Origin of the sequence: Phaeobacter sp. (assembly GCF_022825805.1) — a bacterium.
Classification (GTDB): domain Bacteria; phylum Pseudomonadota; class Alphaproteobacteria; order Rhodobacterales; family Rhodobacteraceae; genus Phaeobacter.
This window is the reverse complement of the sequence record NZ_JAJDWC010000122.1, coordinates 15907-34253: the sequence shown is the minus strand read 5'-3', so window position 1 is coordinate 34253 and position 18347 is coordinate 15907. Positions and strand designations below refer to the sequence as shown.

Here is an 18347-nt window from a genome sequence, read left to right as displayed (position 1 = left end):
CTGGTGGATCCTTGCGAATCCGTCACTCAGGCAGTCTGCGCCTGAGCGGCGTTTGGATATCGGTTCGCGCCACGATCCGGGCCATCTGTGCGGCCCGGTATCCTGCGCTGGTGCGCGCCTTAGTCCAGGCTGGGCACCAAAGGTGCGTTGTCGCCCTGCGCCGGTGGCAGCAGATCGCTGCCCAGCGGGGAGGTCGGCGTGGCCCCATCCGATCCGCTGGACGGAACGCCAAGCTGATCAACCACCGACGCGCCAGAGGATTTCTGAGCGGCCAGAATGGTCAAAGTGATCGAAGTCGCGATAAAGGCGATCGCCAGCAGCCAGGTCAGTTTGGTGATGGCTGTCGCGGCAGAACGGCCCGACATGGCACCACCGCCGCCGCCGCCCATGCCCAGACCGCCCCCTTCGGAGCGCTGCAGAAGAACAACTGCGATCAGCCCCAGGGCCAGAAGAAGATGGATGATGAGAACAACGTTTTCCATTAGGACCCTGCGGCGAGTGGCTAAGTATCGGGCGGTAAATAGGCAAGATTGAGCCGGGGGGCAAGGGCTCAGTTTCGCTTGGGCAGGCCAATCTCCGCCGCTGCGTGTCCCAGATACCATGATCGCTTGGCAATCCCGGCGATTTGCTGCTCTGACCTGCTGGAAGGCGTGAAATTTACGCAATTTTGCAACTGTTTCACGCAGATCGACGCCAGTGTTTTATACCAGTGTTTTATGCCAGTATTTTGCGCCAGCATTTTACGCCTGCGTATTCAGCCTGTGTTTCAGCCCGCCGCGCAAGTCCGTAGCGCGCGCCGACCTCCTGCGGTCCTTTCTCCTGCAACGCCCTCGCTACCGGGTTGCGAGAGACATCTGCCTGGCGGGCTCGCGGAGTTATCACTGGACAGCGCCATCACGGGCGGCCAGCATGAGGCATGCCACATGATCACCTCGACCACCCGCATAGTCTTTTGCCGCCCGTGCCTGCGCTGCGTGTCAAAGCCCTCGAAACGATTCTCACCAACAAAGGCCTGATTGATCCAGCTGCATTGGATGAGATCATCGACACCTATCAAAACCGGGTGGGTCCGGCCAATGGTGCGCGGGTGGTGGCCCGCGCCTGGTCTGATCCTGCGTTCAAGGCGCAGCTGCTCGCGGATGCGGGTCCGCTGTTGGATGATCTGGGGTTTTCCGGCCGGCAGGGGGAACATGTGGTGGTGGTCGAAAACACACCCGAGCTGCACAATATGGTCGTTTGCACCCTGTGCAGTTGTTATCCCTGGCCGCTGCTGGGCTTGCCGCCTGCGTGGTACAAATCGGATGCCTACCGGGCCCGCGCGGTGCGCGAGCCGCGCAAGGTGCTGGCTGATTTCGGCGTTTCGCTGCCGCAGGACACGGCGGTGCGGGTGTGGGATTCCACCGCAGAGCTGCGCTATCTCGTGCTGCCGATGCGACCTGAGGGCACGGAGGGCCTGTCCGAAGATCAGCTTGCCGCTTTGGTCAGTCGCGACAGCATGATCGGAACCGCTGTCCTGTCACCCCCGGCGGAGGTCGCGCCATGAGCCGGGTGCATGACATGGGGGGGCGATTCGGCGATGGCCCGGTGCAGCCCGCTGCCGAAGATGCGCCGGTGTTTTCCCAGGATTGGCAGGGGCGCGCGCTGGCGGTGACCCTTGCGGCAGGGGCATTGGGGCAGTGGAATATCGACACCTCGCGCCATGCCCGCGAACGTCTGTCACCAGAGGATTACACGCGGTTTTCCTACTACGAGAAATGGATGGCCGGTCTGGCGATGCTGTTGGTGGAGACCGGTGTTCTGACGCCGGAAGATCTGGCAACTGAAGATCTGGCAACGGGGGATGCTGCGGCGCATGATGGCGCAGGCACGGGCGCAGGTGATCCGGCTCCGCATCCGCTGGCTGCCCGTGCGCTGAAGGCATCGGATGTGGCCGCAACCCTGGCCAAAGGCGGACCAGCGGCGCGCGACAGTGGTGTGCCCGTGGCCTTTGCCCCTGGCGATGTGGTGCGGTGCCAGCGCCCGGCGGGCAACAGGTTTGTGGATGGCGGTCACACCCGGCTGCCAGCTTATGCCGTTGGCGCAACTGGCCGGATCCTGCGGGTGCACGGCACCTATGTTTTGCCTGACAGCGCGGCCCATGGGCTGGGGGAGGCGCCAGAGCCGCTCTATGCGGTGGCGTTCGCCGCATCAGAGCTGTGGGCGGCACCGGAACATCCGGGTGATGAGGTCGTGTTGGATCTGTGGCAGGGCTATCTGGAGCCTGTTCGAATAGATGCGGGTTGATTGAATGGGGACGGGATGATGACGGCCGCGGAGACCACATCGCTGGCAGAGCAGGCGGTGGATCAAACACAGACCGACCAGAGCGGCGCGGATCTGGCAGCCCGGCCAGAACCCGTGTTCGAGCAGCCCTGGCATGCGCAGCTGTTTGCCCTGACCGTGCATCTGAACGAAAGCGGTGCCGTTTCCTGGTCCGACTGGGTGGCACGGTTTTCGGCGCAACTGCGCCATCATGGTCTGGCAAAAGAGTTGAACGGGGGAGAGGATTATTTTCTCGCCTGGTTGGAAACGCTGGAAACGCTTTTGGCGGATCAGGGCCGTGTTGCTGCGCAGGATGCCAAGGACATGACCGCCCATTGGGCGGCCGCCTATCTGGCAACGCCCCATGGCGCGCAAGTGCATCTGCCCGCTGATCTGGTCGCGGCCTCTGCCGCCACATCCGTCGGTGCATCGCACGAAGCGGAGTGATCCGGTCGGCACCGCCGCGCGGGTGCAATTGCGCGCGTTAGGGCGCACCCAACGGATGGAGCTGGGGTAAGGACGCCTGTCCGGATTTCTTTTTGGTGCCCGACGATCTGCGATCATCGGTGGGTTGTGATTGCCCGCTCTGGATTGGGTGCCCAGTCTGAGACGGACTAGTTTGAAACGGGCCAGCGCGAGGCGGATAAGTCACCGGCAAAAGCCAGCGGCGCCGCTGTTAGCAAAGAGGTACAGATCCGCGCGGGATCTGCGCCATCAGGATATCCCGATATGCCCCACCCATTTTTGTGACCTCTTTTAATGACCTCGTTGGTCCAGCTGTGGACCTCTTTCTGGGTCAATCGGTGACCTTATTCTATCACTTGTTCTGTCACCTGGGTCGTTCAGTGACCTGGGATCATAGCGATCCGGTCGGGTGGGCCTATCGTCGTGCCGTAGTCTTTTGATGAGCCTGTCCGGGTTAAGTGGCCCGGACCTGCGGTCGTGAGATCGATCTTTGGACAGAATGACAGAATTTTCTAAGCGCGCGGTGAAGGATGCGCACGGTTGCGTGCAACGGGGCAAAGTGTTTGTTTTCTATGGGTTTCGTAAGTGCCAGTGCAGTTGCATGACCAACATCGCCTGCGTCATCTGATCCCCGTTTGTCCCTGTGTTTATCCCTGTGTTCGTCTCTGTGTTTGTTCCTGTATCTGTCCCTGTATCACCCTGTGTCTGGCCCCAATATGCAATCTGAGTCGTCAGAGCCCTCTGCGCGGTTGTCGTGGGTGTCCAGGGTGTCAGCATTGGCGGCAGTGGTGTTTTGCGTGGCGTAGAAACAGTGGTACCCGACTTGGGACGCCAGCCACTCGGTGACCAACCTAGGCTTTTGACGGGCCTTTGACGAGCCTTTGACGGGCTTTTGAGGAGGCTGTGCGCCTCTTGCAGGGATTTGCGCGTGTTGCGGAGCTATATGCGCGAGAAAACAGGCCCCCTGCACAGGGTGCGGCGAAAAATCGGTTCCACTGTCGCCAGAGCCTCGTTATACGGGGCTCTGGTTTTATCCAAACACATTCAAACCAGCATGCAAAGGACCTGAGATGGCCAATGTCGTGGTAGTCGGCGCCCAATGGGGTGACGAAGGTAAAGGGAAAATCGTGGACTGGCTCAGCGAGCGTGCTGATGTCATCGCCCGATTCCAGGGCGGCCATAATGCCGGCCATACATTGGTGATCGACAGCAAGGTCTACAAGCTGCATGCGTTGCCCTCTGGCGTGGTGCGCGGTGGCAAACTGTCCGTGATCGGCAATGGCGTGGTGCTGGATCCCTGGCATCTGGTGAAAGAAATCGAAACCGTGCGCGCGCAAGGCGTGGAGATTTCCCCGCAGACTCTGATGATTGCAGAAAACACGCCGCTGATCCTGCCGCTGCACGGCGAGCTGGACCGCGCCCGCGAGGAAGCCGCATCCAAAGGCACCAAGATCGGCACCACCGGCCGTGGCATTGGCCCAGCCTATGAGGACAAAGTCGGCCGTCGCGCGATCCGCGTGGCAGACCTGGCGGATGAGGCGACCCTGGTGGCGCGTGTCGATCGTGCGCTGCAGCACCATGATCCGCTGCGCAAGGGTCTGGGCATCGAAGCAGTTGATCGCGACGCGCTGATCGCGCAGCTGCAGGACATTGCCAAAGAGATCCTGCCTTTTGCCGCGCCGGTTTGGAAAGTACTCAACGAAAAGCGCAAAGCGGGCAAACGGATCCTGTTCGAAGGCGCGCAGGGCGCTCTGCTGGATATCGATTTCGGCACCTATCCCTTTGTCACCTCGTCCAATGTGATCGCCGGTCAGGCGGCGACGGGTGTTGGCATTGGTCCGGGCTCCATCGACTATGTGCTGGGCATCGTCAAAGCCTATACCACCCGTGTGGGTGAGGGCCCGTTCCCGACCGAGTTGTTGAACGCAGACGGCACGCCGGATGCGGATGGCGAACGTCTGGGCACCCGCGGCCATGAGTTTGGCACCACCACTGGCCGTCAGCGTCGCTGTGGCTGGTTTGACGCCTGCCTGGTGCGCCAGACCTGTGCGACCTCCGGCATCACCGGCATTTCGTTGACCAAGCTGGACGTTCTGGACGGGTTTGAAACCCTGAAGATCTGCGTCGGCTATGATCTGGATGGCGAGCGGCTGGATTACCTGCCGACGGCTGCCGACGCGCAGGCGCGCTGCACCCCGATCTACGAAGAGATGCCGGGTTGGAGCGAAAGCACCGAGGGCGCGCGCAGCTGGAACGACCTGCCGGCCAATGCCATTAAATATGTCAAACGCGTCGAAGAGCTGATCGAATGCCAGGTCGCGCTGTTGTCGACAAGCCCGGAGCGGGACGACACCATTCTGGTGACCGACCCGTTTGCTGACTGATGGCTGAGCGTCCACAGATGAGCTACAAGGCCCGGCGGCGCTGGGCTCTTGTGATCCTGCTGATCGGCATGCCCGCCTATGTCGTGTTGGCGGTGAATGTGATCAGCTGGCTGGATCGCCCCTCCCTGTTGGTGGAGCTGGTTGTCTACGTGCTGCTTGGCGTGTTGTGGATCGTGCCGTTCAAATTTGTCTTCCGCGGTGTGGGCAAGGCAGATCCCGATGATCCGGACGCAGGGCAGGGCTGATTTGTTCTGCCGTCAAGGCCTTACGAGTGATTTGGCCTTGGGGTTGATCTGCGGGATTAAGCTGGGGTCTGATGATCTGTCATGTTGATCAGACGTGGTGGGAGGGGCGCTGCCCCTCTTGACCCAAGGGTCAATTCACCCCGGAGTATTTTGGGAAAGATGACAGGCCCGTCAGGCTGAACCATGGGTTTTGTGTGTCCATGGGTTTTGCGGGTCCAGACTACAAAGCAGCGCGATCCAGACTGATGTGATCCAGAGCGACATGATGATGCGATAGAGGGCACCGGGGTAGGTGCCCTTTTTCGTTTTTGTGCTTACGCTATTTTTGGGTAAGCGAAACAAGAGCTTGTGCGCCGAAGCTCTGACATGACAAATGCCCCACTCGTTCGCACGAGGGGTGTCAGGCTTGCCAAGCGCGTTGCAGTGCCGGGTGGGCGGCGATGCGCCCGCTGATATGCGTGGTGCGTCAGCCTGCTGCGCGATCTCCGGGTTGGAAACCGATCTGGCCGGAGGCGGTAAAGCGGCCATTGTCGGCGCGCTCGATCTTGCCGTCGCGCAGCAATTGGCCAAAGCTGCGCAGACCGTCCTCGCGGTTGAAATCCGTGCCATCCACGCCGCGCACCTTGTTCATCAGCTGTGGCCGCGAGAAGTGATCGCGCCCTTCCACAAAGCTCATATAGGCGGCCGCGGCCTCCAGCAGTTCGGCCAGTTCCACTGCACCACTGTCGGCGGCATAGGCGGCAAAGCCACCATCATTGCCACCGGCCTGTGGTGCCGCATCCTCCAGCAGCGCGGCAGACACCCGGCGGGGGCGAACCGGTGCCGAGGCTGCAGCGGCCGAATCCGCAGGCGCGTCATCATTGATCCGCTGTTCCTGCACCAGTTTCAATGGCGCGGGGCGGGAGATACGGGGGGCGTCCGCTGCGCGGGCTGTGGGCTCTGGGCGGCGGCTGGTTTCTTTGGCGCCGCTCGGGCGGCGGGGCCGCACAACACTGGCGAGATCATCGCGATACACCTGGGAGGCGTCTTCCTGTTCCATCGAGCCACCGGCGGATTTTTCCGCAGAGGCGGCCGCCATCACGGCGCGCAGCTGGCTGTAGGTTTCCCGCTGGCTGCTGGTTTCGGGGTCTTCCAGTTTGGCGTCGGTGGCGGCCATCAAACGGGCGATATCACTGTCGGCGGTGTCGCTGACCTGAGCCTGTTTCTTCTGGGCCTGTGATTTGCGCGCGCTGCGGTCTGTGGTCTGCTGCGATGGTGCATCTGCGTCCGCTGCGGGGTCGGCGTCCACGCGGGTTGCCACGGCGCCGAGGTCCAGCGGAGCGGCGGGCCGCTCTGGTGTTTTGTCGGTCAGATCGGTGTTCAGAATGGCGTCGATATCGGTGGTGAGATCATCCTGCGCATCGCTGTCGCCCAGATCCATCGCGCCCAGATCCATCTCGTCCAGATCAATGTCGTGCTGGTCCGCATCTCCGGCAGTGATGTCATCAAGGCCGTCGGTCTCGCCATCTGTGCCCAGCAACTCGGCCTCGACCGCGGCCAGTTCTGCGAGCAGGTCGGCTTCGTCCTCCTCGGAGAGGCTGCTGTTGTTGTCGGGCTCCAGCCCTGCGTGTTTGGCCTCTGCGCGTTTGGCGGCAGCGGGACGCGCGCGATCAGACTGCGGTGCTTCGGCGACCTCGGCTGCGGTGGCTTCGGTGTCGTCACTGGCGTCTGTTACGATTGCATCGGCCGCGATGGGGTCTGGTGTTTCGACCTCTTCCAGGGTGCCGCTGGCCAGCGCCGCTTCGAGATCGCGGCGTTTGACCCGGGCGATGCGCGCAGTGCGGCGGGGGGCTGGGGCGGCTTCGGTGCCGCCGATAGAGTCATCGGCGACGTCATCGCTGTCGCCTGCATCGATCTCACTGTCCACACTATCGCTGTGTGCAAAGAACGCCTCGGCCTCTGCTGGGGTGTTCATGCTCGCTGTGATTGCTGCGGGGTCCTGTGCTGCCGGTTCGCCCTGGTCAACCTGCTCAACCTGGTCAACCTGGGCGTCGATGCGGTCCAGAGCATCCGCGATGGCGTCATCGGTTTCATCCAGGATGTCGCCGGTCAGATCATCATGTTCCAGTGCTTCTCCCGCCAGATCCGGGGCATCGGCGGCAACCGCGTCATCTGCGGCGAGCGCGGATTGAATATCAGCGATGGCGCTGTCCACTGTCAGGTTGTCAACTGTGGTGCCGTCCACAGGTGCCGCTTCTACAGGGGCTGTGTCTGTTGTTGCAGCATTGGCGGTTTGGCGCAGCGCGTCGGCGTGCTGATCTTCGGTGAATTCCTCTGCCGGGGTCTGCGCCACGACTGCGCGAATGCGGCGCAGTTTGGCGGCGATGCTGTCGGCGCTGACGGCAGGTTTTGTGTTCTGAACCACTGCGTCTTGCGCCGCGGTATCCTGGGTGGTGACATCCTCGGCCTGCGTGATGTCGGCCTTGATGGGCTCGGCCTTGATGATTTCAGGCTGCGGCGCTGATGGCGTGGCGGCGGGAGCAGGATCTGCTTCGAGCACGGGGTCTGCGGCAGGTACGGGCTCTGCTGCGGGCGTCTGAACAGCTGCGGGCGCGTCGGCGGTCGTATCCATCGCAGCGGCAGCGGGTTGCGGCGCGGGCAGGGTGGTGGCAGCGCGCAGATGTATGCCTTCATCACTGGTGCGGGCCTCAACCTGGCGGGCGATTTCCTTTTGCGCGATGCGCGCCAACATATCGGCGTCCGGCTGTGGCGGTTCCGCGCCAAAATAGCGATCATCCGAGGCGAGATCGCGAAAATACTCCGCAATGGCCTTCATCGTGCCGAACGAATCGTCGAACCCTTCCAACGTGCAGGAGAAAGTCCCGTAGGAAACTGTCAAAACCTTGTTGTTCTGTACCATCGGATAGGTGTCCTTGCCAAAGTCGGTCCCGCCACCCTCGGGCGGTAGAGGGTCAAATTCTGCCCGAATCCGTGCAATAGATCGTATCATTTTGTGTCCAGATTGTGGTCTGTTTCCTTTTCTGCGAGTAATTCGCCATGACAAACGTGATTGTTGAACGGGATTCCCCTGTGACGCTGGTGGGGGCGGGTGCGCTCTCTGCCGGGGATTTTGCGGCGGCCCGGGCGGTTGCCCCGTCTCTTGTGGCGGCGGATGGCGGTGCGGCGCATGCGCTGGCGGCGGGTCATATGCCGGATGCGGTGATTGGCGATCTGGATTCGCTGGAGGCCTCGGTGCGGGCGCAGTTGCCTGCGGAGCAGCTGCATCATCTGCGCGAACAGACCACCACCGATTTCGACAAGGCGCTGCGGATGATCCGGGCACCGGTGGTGGTGGGCATCGGGTTTCTGGGCGCGCGGTTGGACCATCAGCTTGCGGCGCTGTCGATTCTGATGCAGCGCCATCCCAGCCCCTGCGTGTTGTTGGGGGCAAACGAGGTGGTGTTTCATGTGCCGGAAACGCTCAGCCTGCCGCTGACGGCGGGTGAGATTGTTTCGCTGTTTCCGATGCAGCGGGTGCGCGGGCGATCTGTCGGGTTGGAATGGCCCATTGATGGGCTGGAGCTGGATCCTTTGGGTCGTATCGGCACATCGAACCGGGCGCTTGGCCCGCTGCGGTTGGAGATGGAGGGACCGGGGCTTTTGGCGATGGTGCCGCGGGCGCGTCTGGAGCAGGTGGTCGCGGCGCTCTGGTCGCAGTAAGTTTGATACGGTGAACTTGATACAGTAGATCTGATGCGGCGAAGCTGACTGACGATTTCCTCGCGGCAATCTGCACCCGCGGTCGTGTGCTGTGGCTCGGGTAAGGGCCTCAGAGGGCTTGGCGCTCCGCCTCGGTCGGGGCTGGGCGCGCGAGATCTGGATCAGCGAGGGGCGTGCTGACGGGCGCAGGCATCGCCTTTTGCTGGCGGTGTTCGCGCAGGATCACAAACAGCCCTGCCGCCACGGTGATCACGATCCCCAGTGCGGCCAGCGCGTTGGGCAGATCGCCAAAGATCCACCAGCCGATGATCGCCGCAATCGGAATCTCCAGATATTGCATGGAGGCCAGAGTTGCGGCTGGCGCAAAACGCAGGCTCCAGGTCATCAGCAGATGAGCGGCGGTGCCCAGCAGGCCGATGGCTGCCAGCAGCATCCATTGCGTGGCCGTTGGGGTGACCAGATCAAAGATCGGGCTGTGCAACCCGTCTCCCGGCTGCCAATTCCCCAACAGGATCAGCGGCAATAGGACCGCGCAGGCCATGGTGCCGGACACGGCCTGAAGGGAGACGGGATCGGTTTCCTTGGCGATCTGCCGGGTGACCAGCATGAACAGGGCAAAGACAACCGCCACCACCAGCGGCCACAGCGCGGGCCAGCCGACGGCCACAAAACTGGGTTGGATCACCAGCAGGGTGCCCGCAAAGCCCACCACACAGGCCATGAGCCGCCGCAGGCCGACCTCTTCTGCGAGCACATATTTGCCCATCAACAGCATGATGAAGGGCATCACAAAGGCGATGGCCACCGCATCGGCCAGGGGCAGGTATTTCAGCCCGGTGAACATGGCCGCAATGCCGATCACATGCAGCAGCGTGCGCACCATGGTGAGGCGCAGGACCCGGCCCCTCATGCGCCAGATGCGGCCGGTAGCGAAAATGAGCGGGGCCAACAGCAGGACCTGCGCCGCAAAACGCACTAACAGCAGTTGTCCAAGCGGGATATGCGCCCCCAGGAGCTTTGCCACCGCATCCCCCATGGGCGCGGTGATGCAGAAGCCCAGCATCAGGAGAATGCCGAGAGAGGGGCGGTCATGTGTCATCCCGCCACGCTAGAGTCGCGGCGGCGGTGATGCAAGCGGGCGTTGCGGTGGCCGCGGCGTTAGAACCGCGGCTGCCACGAGAGGGCTGCCGCACCGTTCTGCGGCACGGCCCGAGAGAGACGCGAGAGCTGCGTTCAGCAGTTCGGGACGTTGACCGCGAGGCCGCCCAGCGAGGTCTCTTTGTATTTGTCGTGCATGTCCGCACCGGTCTGGCGCATGGTTTCAATGCAGGCATCCAGCGGCACGAAATGCTGGCCATCGCCGCGCAGCGCCAGGGAGGCGGCAGACACGGCTTTGATGGCGGCAAGGCCGTTGCGTTCGATGCAGGGCACCTGCACCAGCCCTTTGACGGGATCGCAGGTCATGCCGAGATGATGCTCCAGTGCGATTTCTGCGGCGTTTTCCACCTGTTCCGGCGTGCCGCCCATCACTGCGCACAGACCAGCGGCGGACATGGCCGCGGCAGAGCCGACCTCTGCCTGGCAGCCTGCTTCGGCACCAGAGATGGATGCGTTGTATTTCACCAAACCGGCAATGGCCGCGGCGGTCAGCAGGAAGTCTTCGACATGGCTTTCGGAGGCGCCCGGCACATGGTCGAGATAATAGCGGATCACCGCAGGCAGGGTGCCTGCTGCGCCATTGGTCGGGGCTGTCACCACCTGGCCGCCCGCGGCGTTTTCCTCGTTCACGGCCATGGCGTAGACGCTCATCCAGTCGTTGATGGTGTGGGGCGCGGTGAGGTTCATGCCGCGTTCGGCCATCAATTCGTCATAGATCCCTTTGGCGCGGCGACGGACATTCAGACCGCCAGGCAGGATGCCATCGCGGGTCAGGCCACGGTTGATGCAGTCGTTCATCACCTGCCAGATGCGCGCGGTGCCTTTGGCCAGGCTTTCGGGGCAGCCGCGGGCGATTTCATTGGCGCGCTTCATCTCGGCGACGGATTTGCCGCTGGCGCGTGACATCTCCAGCATTTCGGTGGCCGATTTGAAGGGGAAAGGCACCGGATCGCCTTCGTCAGTGGCCTTGCCCGCAGCCAGTTCTTCCTCGGTGACGACAAAGCCGCCGCCGATGGAATAAAACACCTGCCGCAAGATCACATCGCCTTGGGCATCGGTGGCCATCAGGATCATGCCATTGGCGTGTCCGGTCAGCGCATGATCATAGTCAAAAATCATATCGGTTTTTGGGTCGAACTGCAGCTCTCCCAGACCCTCGGGCTGCATCCGGTGGGTTTTGTTCAGCTCTGCCAGAAACGCCTCTGCCTTGTCGTCATCATAGTCGTCCGGCACAAACCCACCGAGCCCCAGAATGGTCGCGCGATCGGTGGCGTGGCCAACACCTGTGAAGGCCAGCGAGCCATGCAGCGAGGCGCGCAGGCCGTGGAATTCAAATGGCGAGGCCCGCATCATATCGAGAAAACGCGCCGCGGCCACCATCGGGCCCATGGTGTGAGAAGACGATGGGCCAATGCCCACTTTGAACATGTCAAAAACGGAGAGGAACATTACGTGGCTGATCCTTCTGAGGGATTTGCGTAGCAGGGCTGTGTGAAAGGTGCGGGGCCGAGACCTTCGGCATCGGCGGCAGATATGGCGCTGTCGCGGCGTTCCAGACGGGACAGGGCGGTGGCCAGGCAGGGCGTGGCACCGAGATCGAGCCAGCTGCGATCCCGGTCAGTTGGGTAGAGCGCCATCCAGCGCATCATGCAGGCCACATAAAGCGTCAGCAGTGTGGGCTGGCCTGCGCTGCCATCGGCCGTATTGGTTTTGGTATCAGGGTTTGGATCTGGGTTTGCATCTGAATTGCCGTGCCATAGCAGGCTTGGCTCGGCGGCTGCTGCTTGATCGAACCTCTCCAGATGCTGCATCAGGCGTGTCTTGATCCCGTCCTGCAACGCGGCGCAGGCCGTGATTGCGGCCTCCTCCGGTGCGTTTGGGATGTGCGCGGCTGGGACCGCTTCGGTGGGGATGTATTTGTCTGGATAAAACAGAATACGCAGATCCGCATGCACGGTGTTTGACAGATGAAACAGCCATTTCAGAGCGGTCGCGCGCTGCGGGCTGTCGGGTGTTGGAAACAGCCCCGCGGCAGGGTGCCGGTCCGCCAGCCACAGCAGAATTGCAGCGGTTTCGAAAATCGGCCCGTCCGGCGTTTCCAGAACCGGGATCAACCCTGCCGGGTTCAACGCGCGGTAGGCAGCACTGTGCTGAGCGCCTGCACGGCGGTCTACCAGAGCGGTCCGGTAGGGCAGGCCCATCTCGTTCAACGCCAGCCGGATCACCAGCGATGCGTTGTCGGGAGCGTAGTGCAAGCAATAGTCTGTCATCGTGCGCCCAGTTTAGAGGGTTATGCAGTGGCAGGTAACGTTCGTTTCCGACGTTTCCAATAGGAAACACGCATTCTTTTTGCAGGTTTTCCGGGGCGGGGTTTGCAGGCACAGTTTGTTTGGGGGTAGGGTTGTCTGGGGCATGGTTCTCTGCAGCTGGGTTTTCTGCAGCCGGGCGAATTGCTGTCTGTGCTCTCGCCTCAGCCCATCAACTGGCCTATAAGACCGCATCAGGCCATGGGCCGCTCCACCTTCAGACCATAGGGATCTGCCATGACCTCGGAATTGTCCCCGATTGACCAGGCCAAGTTCATTGCTGCCAAACGTGCGGCAGATATGGTCGAAGACGGCATGCGGGTCGGGCTTGGCACTGGCTCCACCGCGGCGTGGTTTGTGCGCTGCCTGGGTGAGCTGGTGCGCAGTGGCGATCTGGAAATTCACGGCGTGCCGACATCGCAGCGCACCGCTGCGCTGGCGCGGGATGTGGGTATCCCGTTGATGTCACTGGATGAAGCGCGGTGGCTGGATCTGACCGTGGATGGCGCGGATGAATTTGATCGCGATCTCAACCTGATCAAGGGTGGGGGCGGCGCGTTGCTGCAGGAGAAGATTGTCGCCACGGCCTCTGACCGGGTGGTGATCATCGCCGACAAGGCCAAGGAAGTCGAAACGCTGGGGGCCTTCCCGCTGCCGCTGGAGGTGATCCCATTTGGGTGGCAAACCACACAGGCGTTGGTGGAAGAAACGTTGGTGGCGATGAATGTGATGGGACGCAAGGCGACGTTGCGGATGAACGGTGATGCCGCCTGGGTGACCGATGAGGGCAATCACATTCTGGATCTGCATCTGCACCGGATTGGCAATGCCCGGCAACTGGCGCTGGTTTTGAACCAGATCCCCGGCGTGGTGGAGAACGGGCTGTTCATCGACATCTGCGACACGGTGATCGTGGGCTTTGGCGATGGTAAGGTGGAGGTGCGCGATATTGATCAGGGCACCATCGAGACTGGCCATATCGAGTTTGAAGAGAGCGAAAACCTGTTTCGCGATCTCGGCGAGTAACCTCTGAGCCCGGTGTTCACTGGGCGGCCTTGCAGCCGATTTGGTGCTGCCCAGGATAAGGGCCGCGTTGAATTTGATCTGGCATCGAATTTAGCTTGGCAACTGGCGCAGGAAATCTGCGGTCTGATCCAGAACGCTTCAATCGGGTCTTGCGTCGCGCGGGGCTCTTTCGTCGCCCAAATCTGTTGCTGATCAGGCGTCTTGCCATTCCGGCAGAGGAAACAGCCGGTCGTACAGCCAATTGAACACCAGCGCATAGACCAAATAAAACAGCGCAAATGACAGGTCGAGCACGAAGGCTTCCCACAGCGTGATCGCCAGATACCAGGCGAAGAACGGCATCAGCACCATCAGCAGCCCTGCCTCGAACAAAACGGCATGGGCCACGCGCATCGGCGGGGATTTCAACGTGGTGCCGGTGGTCCGGTTCAGCACCTTGTCGAACACATAGTTATAGCCATAGTTCCAACCAGTCGCGATGGTTGCTGCAACCACTGTGGCAACGCCAATGGCTTTCACGGGCATATGAAACACCTAGGCGCCGAGCGGGATGATGATCAACAGGGCAATGATTTCAAAGCTGAGCGCGTGACGAATACGGTCGAGGGGGGATCGCATGGCGACCTTTCCTGCGTCTGTTCGGGTCGTCCCGATGTGGTCCGATCAAGCCAGAGGTCGTCCTTTGGCCGGGCGTGCCAGCATGGTCGCCGAGCCTGAAGATGGCGCGGTGAGGCGCGGCTTTCAAGCCCGGAAATCGCGCCCTGGGTACTGGATGGGCACGGGTGGGGCTCGGATTAGGTGTGGGGTTGGGGCTGGTGATTGTCCGGGTTTTGTTTTCACGTCCTCTTCACGGTTTCGAGAGTAAACCACCCCAAAGCAATTGAAACTCCGTCAGAACACCCCACCTGCGAGACTGGCAATTCGCATCGCGCTGTGGGATACCTCGCGCAAGACATCAAAAGGGCAACTGAAATGAGCTTTGACTACGATCTCTTCGTCATTGGTGGCGGCTCCGGCGGCGTTCGGGCCGCGCGTGTGGCTGCAGCTGGCGGCGCCAAGGTCGCGCTGGCGGAAGAAGACCGCTATGGCGGCACCTGCGTGATCCGGGGCTGTGTGCCCAAGAAACTGATGGTGTTTGCATCCGAATATTCCGGCATGGTCGAAGACGCGCAGGCCTATGGCTGGTCGATTTCATCCGGTGCCTTCGATTGGGACCTGTTCAAGGGCAAGCTGCATGGCGAGTTGGACCGGCTGGAAGGGATCTACCGCAACCTGCTGAAAAACTCGGGCGTTGAGAGCTTTGATCAGCGCGCCAAACTGGCCGATCCTCATACCGTTGAACTGGCGGATGGCACCACCAAAACCGCCAAGCATATTCTGGTGGCCACCGGCGGCTGGCCGGTGAAACCGGATATTCCCGGTGCGGAGCTGGCGATCACTTCGAACGAGATTTTCCACCTCGATACGCTGCCCGAAAGCATGCTGATCGTCGGCGGTGGCTATATCGCTTGCGAATTTGCGGGCATCATGAACGGCCTTGGCGTGAAAACCTCGCAATACTATCGCGGTGCGCAGATCCTGCGCGGCTTTGACGATGAGGCGCGGGGGCTGGTGTCCGAGGAAATGTGCCAGGCGGGTGTGGATCTGCACCTGGGCACCAACATCCTTGAGATGCGCAAAGAAGGCGACAAGATCTGGGTCAAGGCCACCAATGGCGATGAAAACCTGTTTGATCAGGTGATGTTTGCCACCGGCCGTGCGCCCAATGCAGATAACCTCGGCCTTGAGGCGCTGGGCATCGAACGGGACCGCGCAGGTGCCATTGTGGTCGATCAATACAGCCAGACCGCTGTGCCGTCTGTGTTTGCCATCGGGGATGTGACCAACCGGGTCAATCTGACACCTGTGGCGATCCGTGAGGCGATGGCCTTTGTTGAAACCGTGTTCAACGGCAACCCGACCAGCCCGGATCACGATCTGATCCCGACGGCGATTTTCACCCAGCCCGAAATGGGCACCGTCGGCCTGAGCGAGGAAGAGGCCGCCCAGCAGGAACCAATCGAGGTTTACGCCACATCCTTCAAGCCGATGCAGCAGGCCTTTGCCGGGCGTGCGCAGCGGGTGCTGATGAAGCTGATCGTGTCGAAAGCCACCCGCACGGTTCTGGGATGTCATATTGTCGCCCCCGGTGCGGGCGAAATGATCCAGCTGGCGGGCATCGCGGTCAAAATGGGCGCAACCAAAGAAGATTTCGACCGGACCGTGGCGGTGCACCCGACCATGTCCGAAGAATTGGTGACGATGAAGTCCCCTGTGCGGACGGCTTGATTTTTCGGCAAGAAACCACAGGTAGAAACCACATGCCGCGAAGGGCGGCAGCAAAGGGATTGGAGACATATGGCGGGCAATAATGGTGGCCCCTGGGGGGGCGGCGGCTCTTCTGGCGGGTCTGATAACCGAGGCAACAGCAATGGTGGTCGCGACGACAACCGCGGTGGCGGTGGTCGACGTCCAGACGATCAGCAAATTCCCGAGATCGACGAGCTGGTCAAAAAAGGCCAGGAGCAGCTGCGCGTCCTGATGGGCGGTCGCGGTGGCGGAGGTGGCAGCACCGGCGGTGGTCGTGGCGGCTCTGGCGGCGGTGGCCCCATGCTGACAAAGGGCACTTTGGCCATCGGTGGTCTGGTGGCGGTTGGTCTCTGGCTGGCCTCCAGCTTTTACACCGTGAAACCGGAGGAGCAGTCTGTTGAGCTGCTGTTGGGCGAATACTACGACACCGGCAATCCGGGTCTGAACTTTGCCCCCTGGCCGATTGTGACCCGCGAGGTCCTGCAGGTGACCCGCGAACAGACCGAAGACATCGGAACCGGCGCCCGTGGTGGCGATGCAGGTTTGATGCTGACGGGTGATGAAAACATCGTCGACATCGATTTCCAGGTTGTCTGGAACATCAACGACCCCAAGGATTTCCTGTTCAACCTGCGTGATGCGCGCGCCACGATCCGGGCGGTGTCTGAATCGGCGATGCGCGAGATCATCGCGCAGTCCGAACTCGCACCGATCCTGAACCGGGACCGTGGTGCGATTTCGCAGCGTTTGGAAGAGCTGATCCAGCAGACGCTGAACAGCTACCAGTCCGGCGTGAACATCGTGCGTGTGAACTTCGACAAAGCGGACCCGCCGCTGCCAGTGTTGGACGCCTTCCGTGACGTTCAGGCAGCTGAGCAGGAACGCGACCGTCTGCAGAACGTGGCGGATGCCTATGCCAACCGTGTGCTCGCCGAAGCCCGTGGTCAGGCCGCACAGCTGATGGAAGAAGCCGAAGCCTATCGCGCCCAGGTGGTCAACCAGGCGGAGGGTGAGGCGTCCCGCTTTACCGCCGTTTTGGGCGAATACCAAAAAGCCCCGGAAGTGACCCGCAAGCGTCTCTATCTGGAAACCATGGAAGAGGTCCTGGGCCGCGTCGACAAGATCATTCTTGATGACAATGCCGGTGGCCAGGGTGGTCAGGGCGTCGTGCCTTATCTGCCTCTGAACGAATTGCGTCGCTCGGGAGATTCCCAATGACAAAAAGCAATATTCTGCTGATTGCCCTTGCGGCTGTTATGGGCGTTGTTCTGTCTTCGATTTACATTGTGGACGAACGGCAAAAAGCCCTGGTTCTGCGGTTTGGTCGCGTCGTGGACGTGAAGGAACAACCGGGCCTGGGGTTCAAATGGCCGGTGCTTGATACGGTTGTGAGCTATGATGACCGGATCCTCAGCCTGGATGTGGACCCGCTCGAAGTCACCCCATTGGACGATCGTCGTTTGGTGGTGGATGCCTTTGCCCGCTACCGGATTTCCAACGTGGAACAGTTCCGCGAAGCGACCGGTGCTGGCGGCGAGCAGGCGATTGCGGTGGCAAGCCGACGGCTTGATTCGATCCTGCGGGCGCAGACACGAGAGGTCTTGGGTTCTGTCAGCTCGAACGACATCCTCAGCTCTGACCGTGCCGCGCTGATGCTGCGGATCCGAAATGGCGCCATCCAAAACGCCCAGGCTGTTGGCCTGGAGGTGATCGACGTGCGCTTGAAGCGGACGGACCTGCCGACCGAAAACCTGGACGCCACCTTTGACCGGATGCGCGCTGAGCGGGAGCGGGAAGCGACCGACGAACGCGCCCGCGGTAACGAGGCGGCCCAGCGGGTGCGCGCGCAAGCGGACCGGACCGTGGTGGAACTGGTGTCTGAAGCAGAGCGCGAAGCCGAAGTTATCCGCGGTGAGGCCGACGCTGAGCGCAACGGTATCTTTGCCCAGGCCTATGGTGCAGATCCCGAGTTCTTCGACTTCTATCGCAGCCTGAACGCTTATGCGCGATCGCTGCAGGGTGGGAATTCCTCGCTGGTGCTGTCACCGGACAATGAATTCTTCAACTACCTGAAGTCGTCCGAGGGCGTGCCACGTTCTGGCCAGTAAAGGCTGAGTGCAGGTCTGTGCGAGCCGCGCCACAGACGCACCGTGCAGGGCAGCACCAAACAAGCCAAATAAATCAAAGGGGTCGGATCCGTCCGGCCCCTTTTTTGTGCGCGCGTTGCGCAGGTTTTGCGCCAGATTGCGGGTAGTCGCGTTCTCTTGCCGACAGCTCAATACCGCCATTGCCCGTGAGCTGACCGGCGTTTGATGCACTGTTCGGGCAGATCTTCTGGCACGGGGTCTGGTGCTCCATCGGCGGGCATTTGCCGGGTCTGGGGGCTTGGTGCGAAAAAACTCATGGTGGCAGGG

15 protein-coding genes and 1 pseudogene are annotated in these 18347 nt (G+C 61.6%); 10 read left to right on the top strand and 6 right to left on the bottom strand.

The features are described from left to right. Positions 1–119 precede the first annotated feature (119 nt). The gene (secG, locus tag Q0C28_RS14200) at positions 120–482 is read right to left on the bottom strand and encodes a preprotein translocase subunit SecG (RefSeq protein ID WP_293576792.1); all 363 of its coding nucleotides are present in this window, start codon (positions 480–482) and stop codon (positions 120–122) included. 434 nt (positions 483–916) lie between these two features. Between secG and nthA the strand changes: the two genes are divergently transcribed. From nthA to Q0C28_RS14175, 5 genes are all read left to right on the top strand, one after another. Continuing rightward, positions 917–1543, top strand: a complete 627-nt coding sequence (gene nthA / locus Q0C28_RS14195) for a nitrile hydratase subunit alpha (RefSeq protein WP_293576791.1) — start codon at positions 917–919, stop codon at positions 1541–1543. Next, a complete protein-coding gene (nthB, locus tag Q0C28_RS14190; RefSeq protein WP_293576789.1) occupies positions 1540–2283 on the top strand; it encodes a nitrile hydratase subunit beta in 744 nt (247 codons plus the stop codon). The genes nthA and nthB overlap by 4 nt, the downstream gene beginning before the upstream one ends. A 93-nt stretch (positions 2284–2376) precedes the next feature. Further along, a complete protein-coding gene (locus Q0C28_RS14185; RefSeq protein ID WP_293576832.1) occupies positions 2377–2748 on the top strand; it encodes a nitrile hydratase accessory protein in 372 nt (123 codons plus the stop codon). 1088 nt (positions 2749–3836) lie between these two features. Beyond that, on the top strand, positions 3837–5150 hold the full coding sequence (locus tag Q0C28_RS14180; protein ID WP_293576788.1) for an adenylosuccinate synthase: 1314 nt from the start codon (positions 3837–3839) through the stop codon (positions 5148–5150). Next, complete coding sequence (locus Q0C28_RS14175; RefSeq protein ID WP_293576787.1) at positions 5150–5395, top strand: DUF2842 domain-containing protein; 246 nt, start codon at positions 5150–5152, stop codon at positions 5393–5395. Before Q0C28_RS14180 ends, Q0C28_RS14175 begins: the two co-directional genes overlap by 1 nt. A gap of 466 nt (positions 5396–5861) precedes the next feature. Here Q0C28_RS14175 and Q0C28_RS14170 read toward each other — a convergent pair whose 3' ends face one another. Next, positions 5862–8384 carry a chemotaxis protein CheA gene (locus tag Q0C28_RS14170; protein WP_293576786.1) on the bottom strand — a complete coding sequence of 841 codons (2523 nt, stop codon included), beginning with the start codon at positions 8382–8384 and terminating at the stop codon, positions 5862–5864. Positions 8385–8431: 47 nt separating this feature from the next. Between Q0C28_RS14170 and Q0C28_RS14165 the strand changes: the two genes are divergently transcribed. Further along, positions 8432–9094 (top strand): thiamine diphosphokinase, encoded by a 663-nt coding sequence (locus Q0C28_RS14165; RefSeq protein WP_293576785.1) that lies wholly within the window; start codon positions 8432–8434, stop codon positions 9092–9094. Positions 9095–9203: 109 nt separating this feature from the next. On the opposite strand, the gene Q0C28_RS14160 is transcribed toward Q0C28_RS14165, so the two are convergent. The 3 genes from Q0C28_RS14160 to Q0C28_RS14150 form a co-directional block, all read right to left on the bottom strand. Next, complete coding sequence (locus tag Q0C28_RS14160; protein WP_293576784.1) at positions 9204–10193, bottom strand: DMT family transporter; 990 nt, start codon at positions 10191–10193, stop codon at positions 9204–9206. A 134-nt stretch (positions 10194–10327) separates the two neighbouring features. Continuing rightward, complete coding sequence (locus Q0C28_RS14155) at positions 10328–11701, bottom strand: L-serine ammonia-lyase (protein ID WP_293576783.1); 1374 nt, start codon at positions 11699–11701, stop codon at positions 10328–10330. Then, complete coding sequence (locus Q0C28_RS14150) at positions 11701–12522, bottom strand: glutathione S-transferase N-terminal domain-containing protein (RefSeq protein WP_293576781.1); 822 nt, start codon at positions 12520–12522, stop codon at positions 11701–11703. Before Q0C28_RS14150 ends, Q0C28_RS14155 begins: the two co-directional genes overlap by 1 nt. A gap of 273 nt (positions 12523–12795) precedes the next feature. On the opposite strand from Q0C28_RS14150, the gene rpiA reads away from it, so the two are divergent. Next, positions 12796–13584, top strand: a complete 789-nt coding sequence (gene rpiA / locus Q0C28_RS14145) for a ribose-5-phosphate isomerase RpiA (RefSeq protein WP_293576780.1) — start codon at positions 12796–12798, stop codon at positions 13582–13584. Positions 13585–13776: 192 nt separating this feature from the next. On the opposite strand, the pseudogene Q0C28_RS14140 reads toward rpiA, so the two are convergent. After that, a pseudogene (locus Q0C28_RS14140) lies at positions 13777–14202 on the bottom strand (PACE efflux transporter). Positions 14203–14556: 354 nt separating this feature from the next. On the opposite strand from Q0C28_RS14140, the gene gor reads away from it, so the two are divergent. The 3 genes from gor (at position 14557) to Q0C28_RS14125 (ending at position 18041) form a co-directional block, all read left to right on the top strand. Then, positions 14557–15912 carry a glutathione-disulfide reductase gene (gene gor, locus Q0C28_RS14135; RefSeq protein WP_293576779.1) on the top strand — a complete coding sequence of 452 codons (1356 nt, stop codon included), beginning with the start codon at positions 14557–14559 and terminating at the stop codon, positions 15910–15912. A gap of 69 nt (positions 15913–15981) precedes the next feature. Next, positions 15982–17151: an FtsH protease activity modulator HflK gene (gene hflK / locus Q0C28_RS14130; protein ID WP_293576778.1), complete on the top strand. Its 1170-nt coding sequence runs from the start codon at positions 15982–15984 to the stop codon at positions 17149–17151. Further along, positions 17148–18041, top strand: a complete 894-nt coding sequence (locus tag Q0C28_RS14125) for a protease modulator HflC (RefSeq protein WP_293576777.1) — start codon at positions 17148–17150, stop codon at positions 18039–18041. The genes hflK and Q0C28_RS14125 overlap by 4 nt, the downstream gene beginning before the upstream one ends. Positions 18042–18347: the final 306 nt, after the last annotated feature.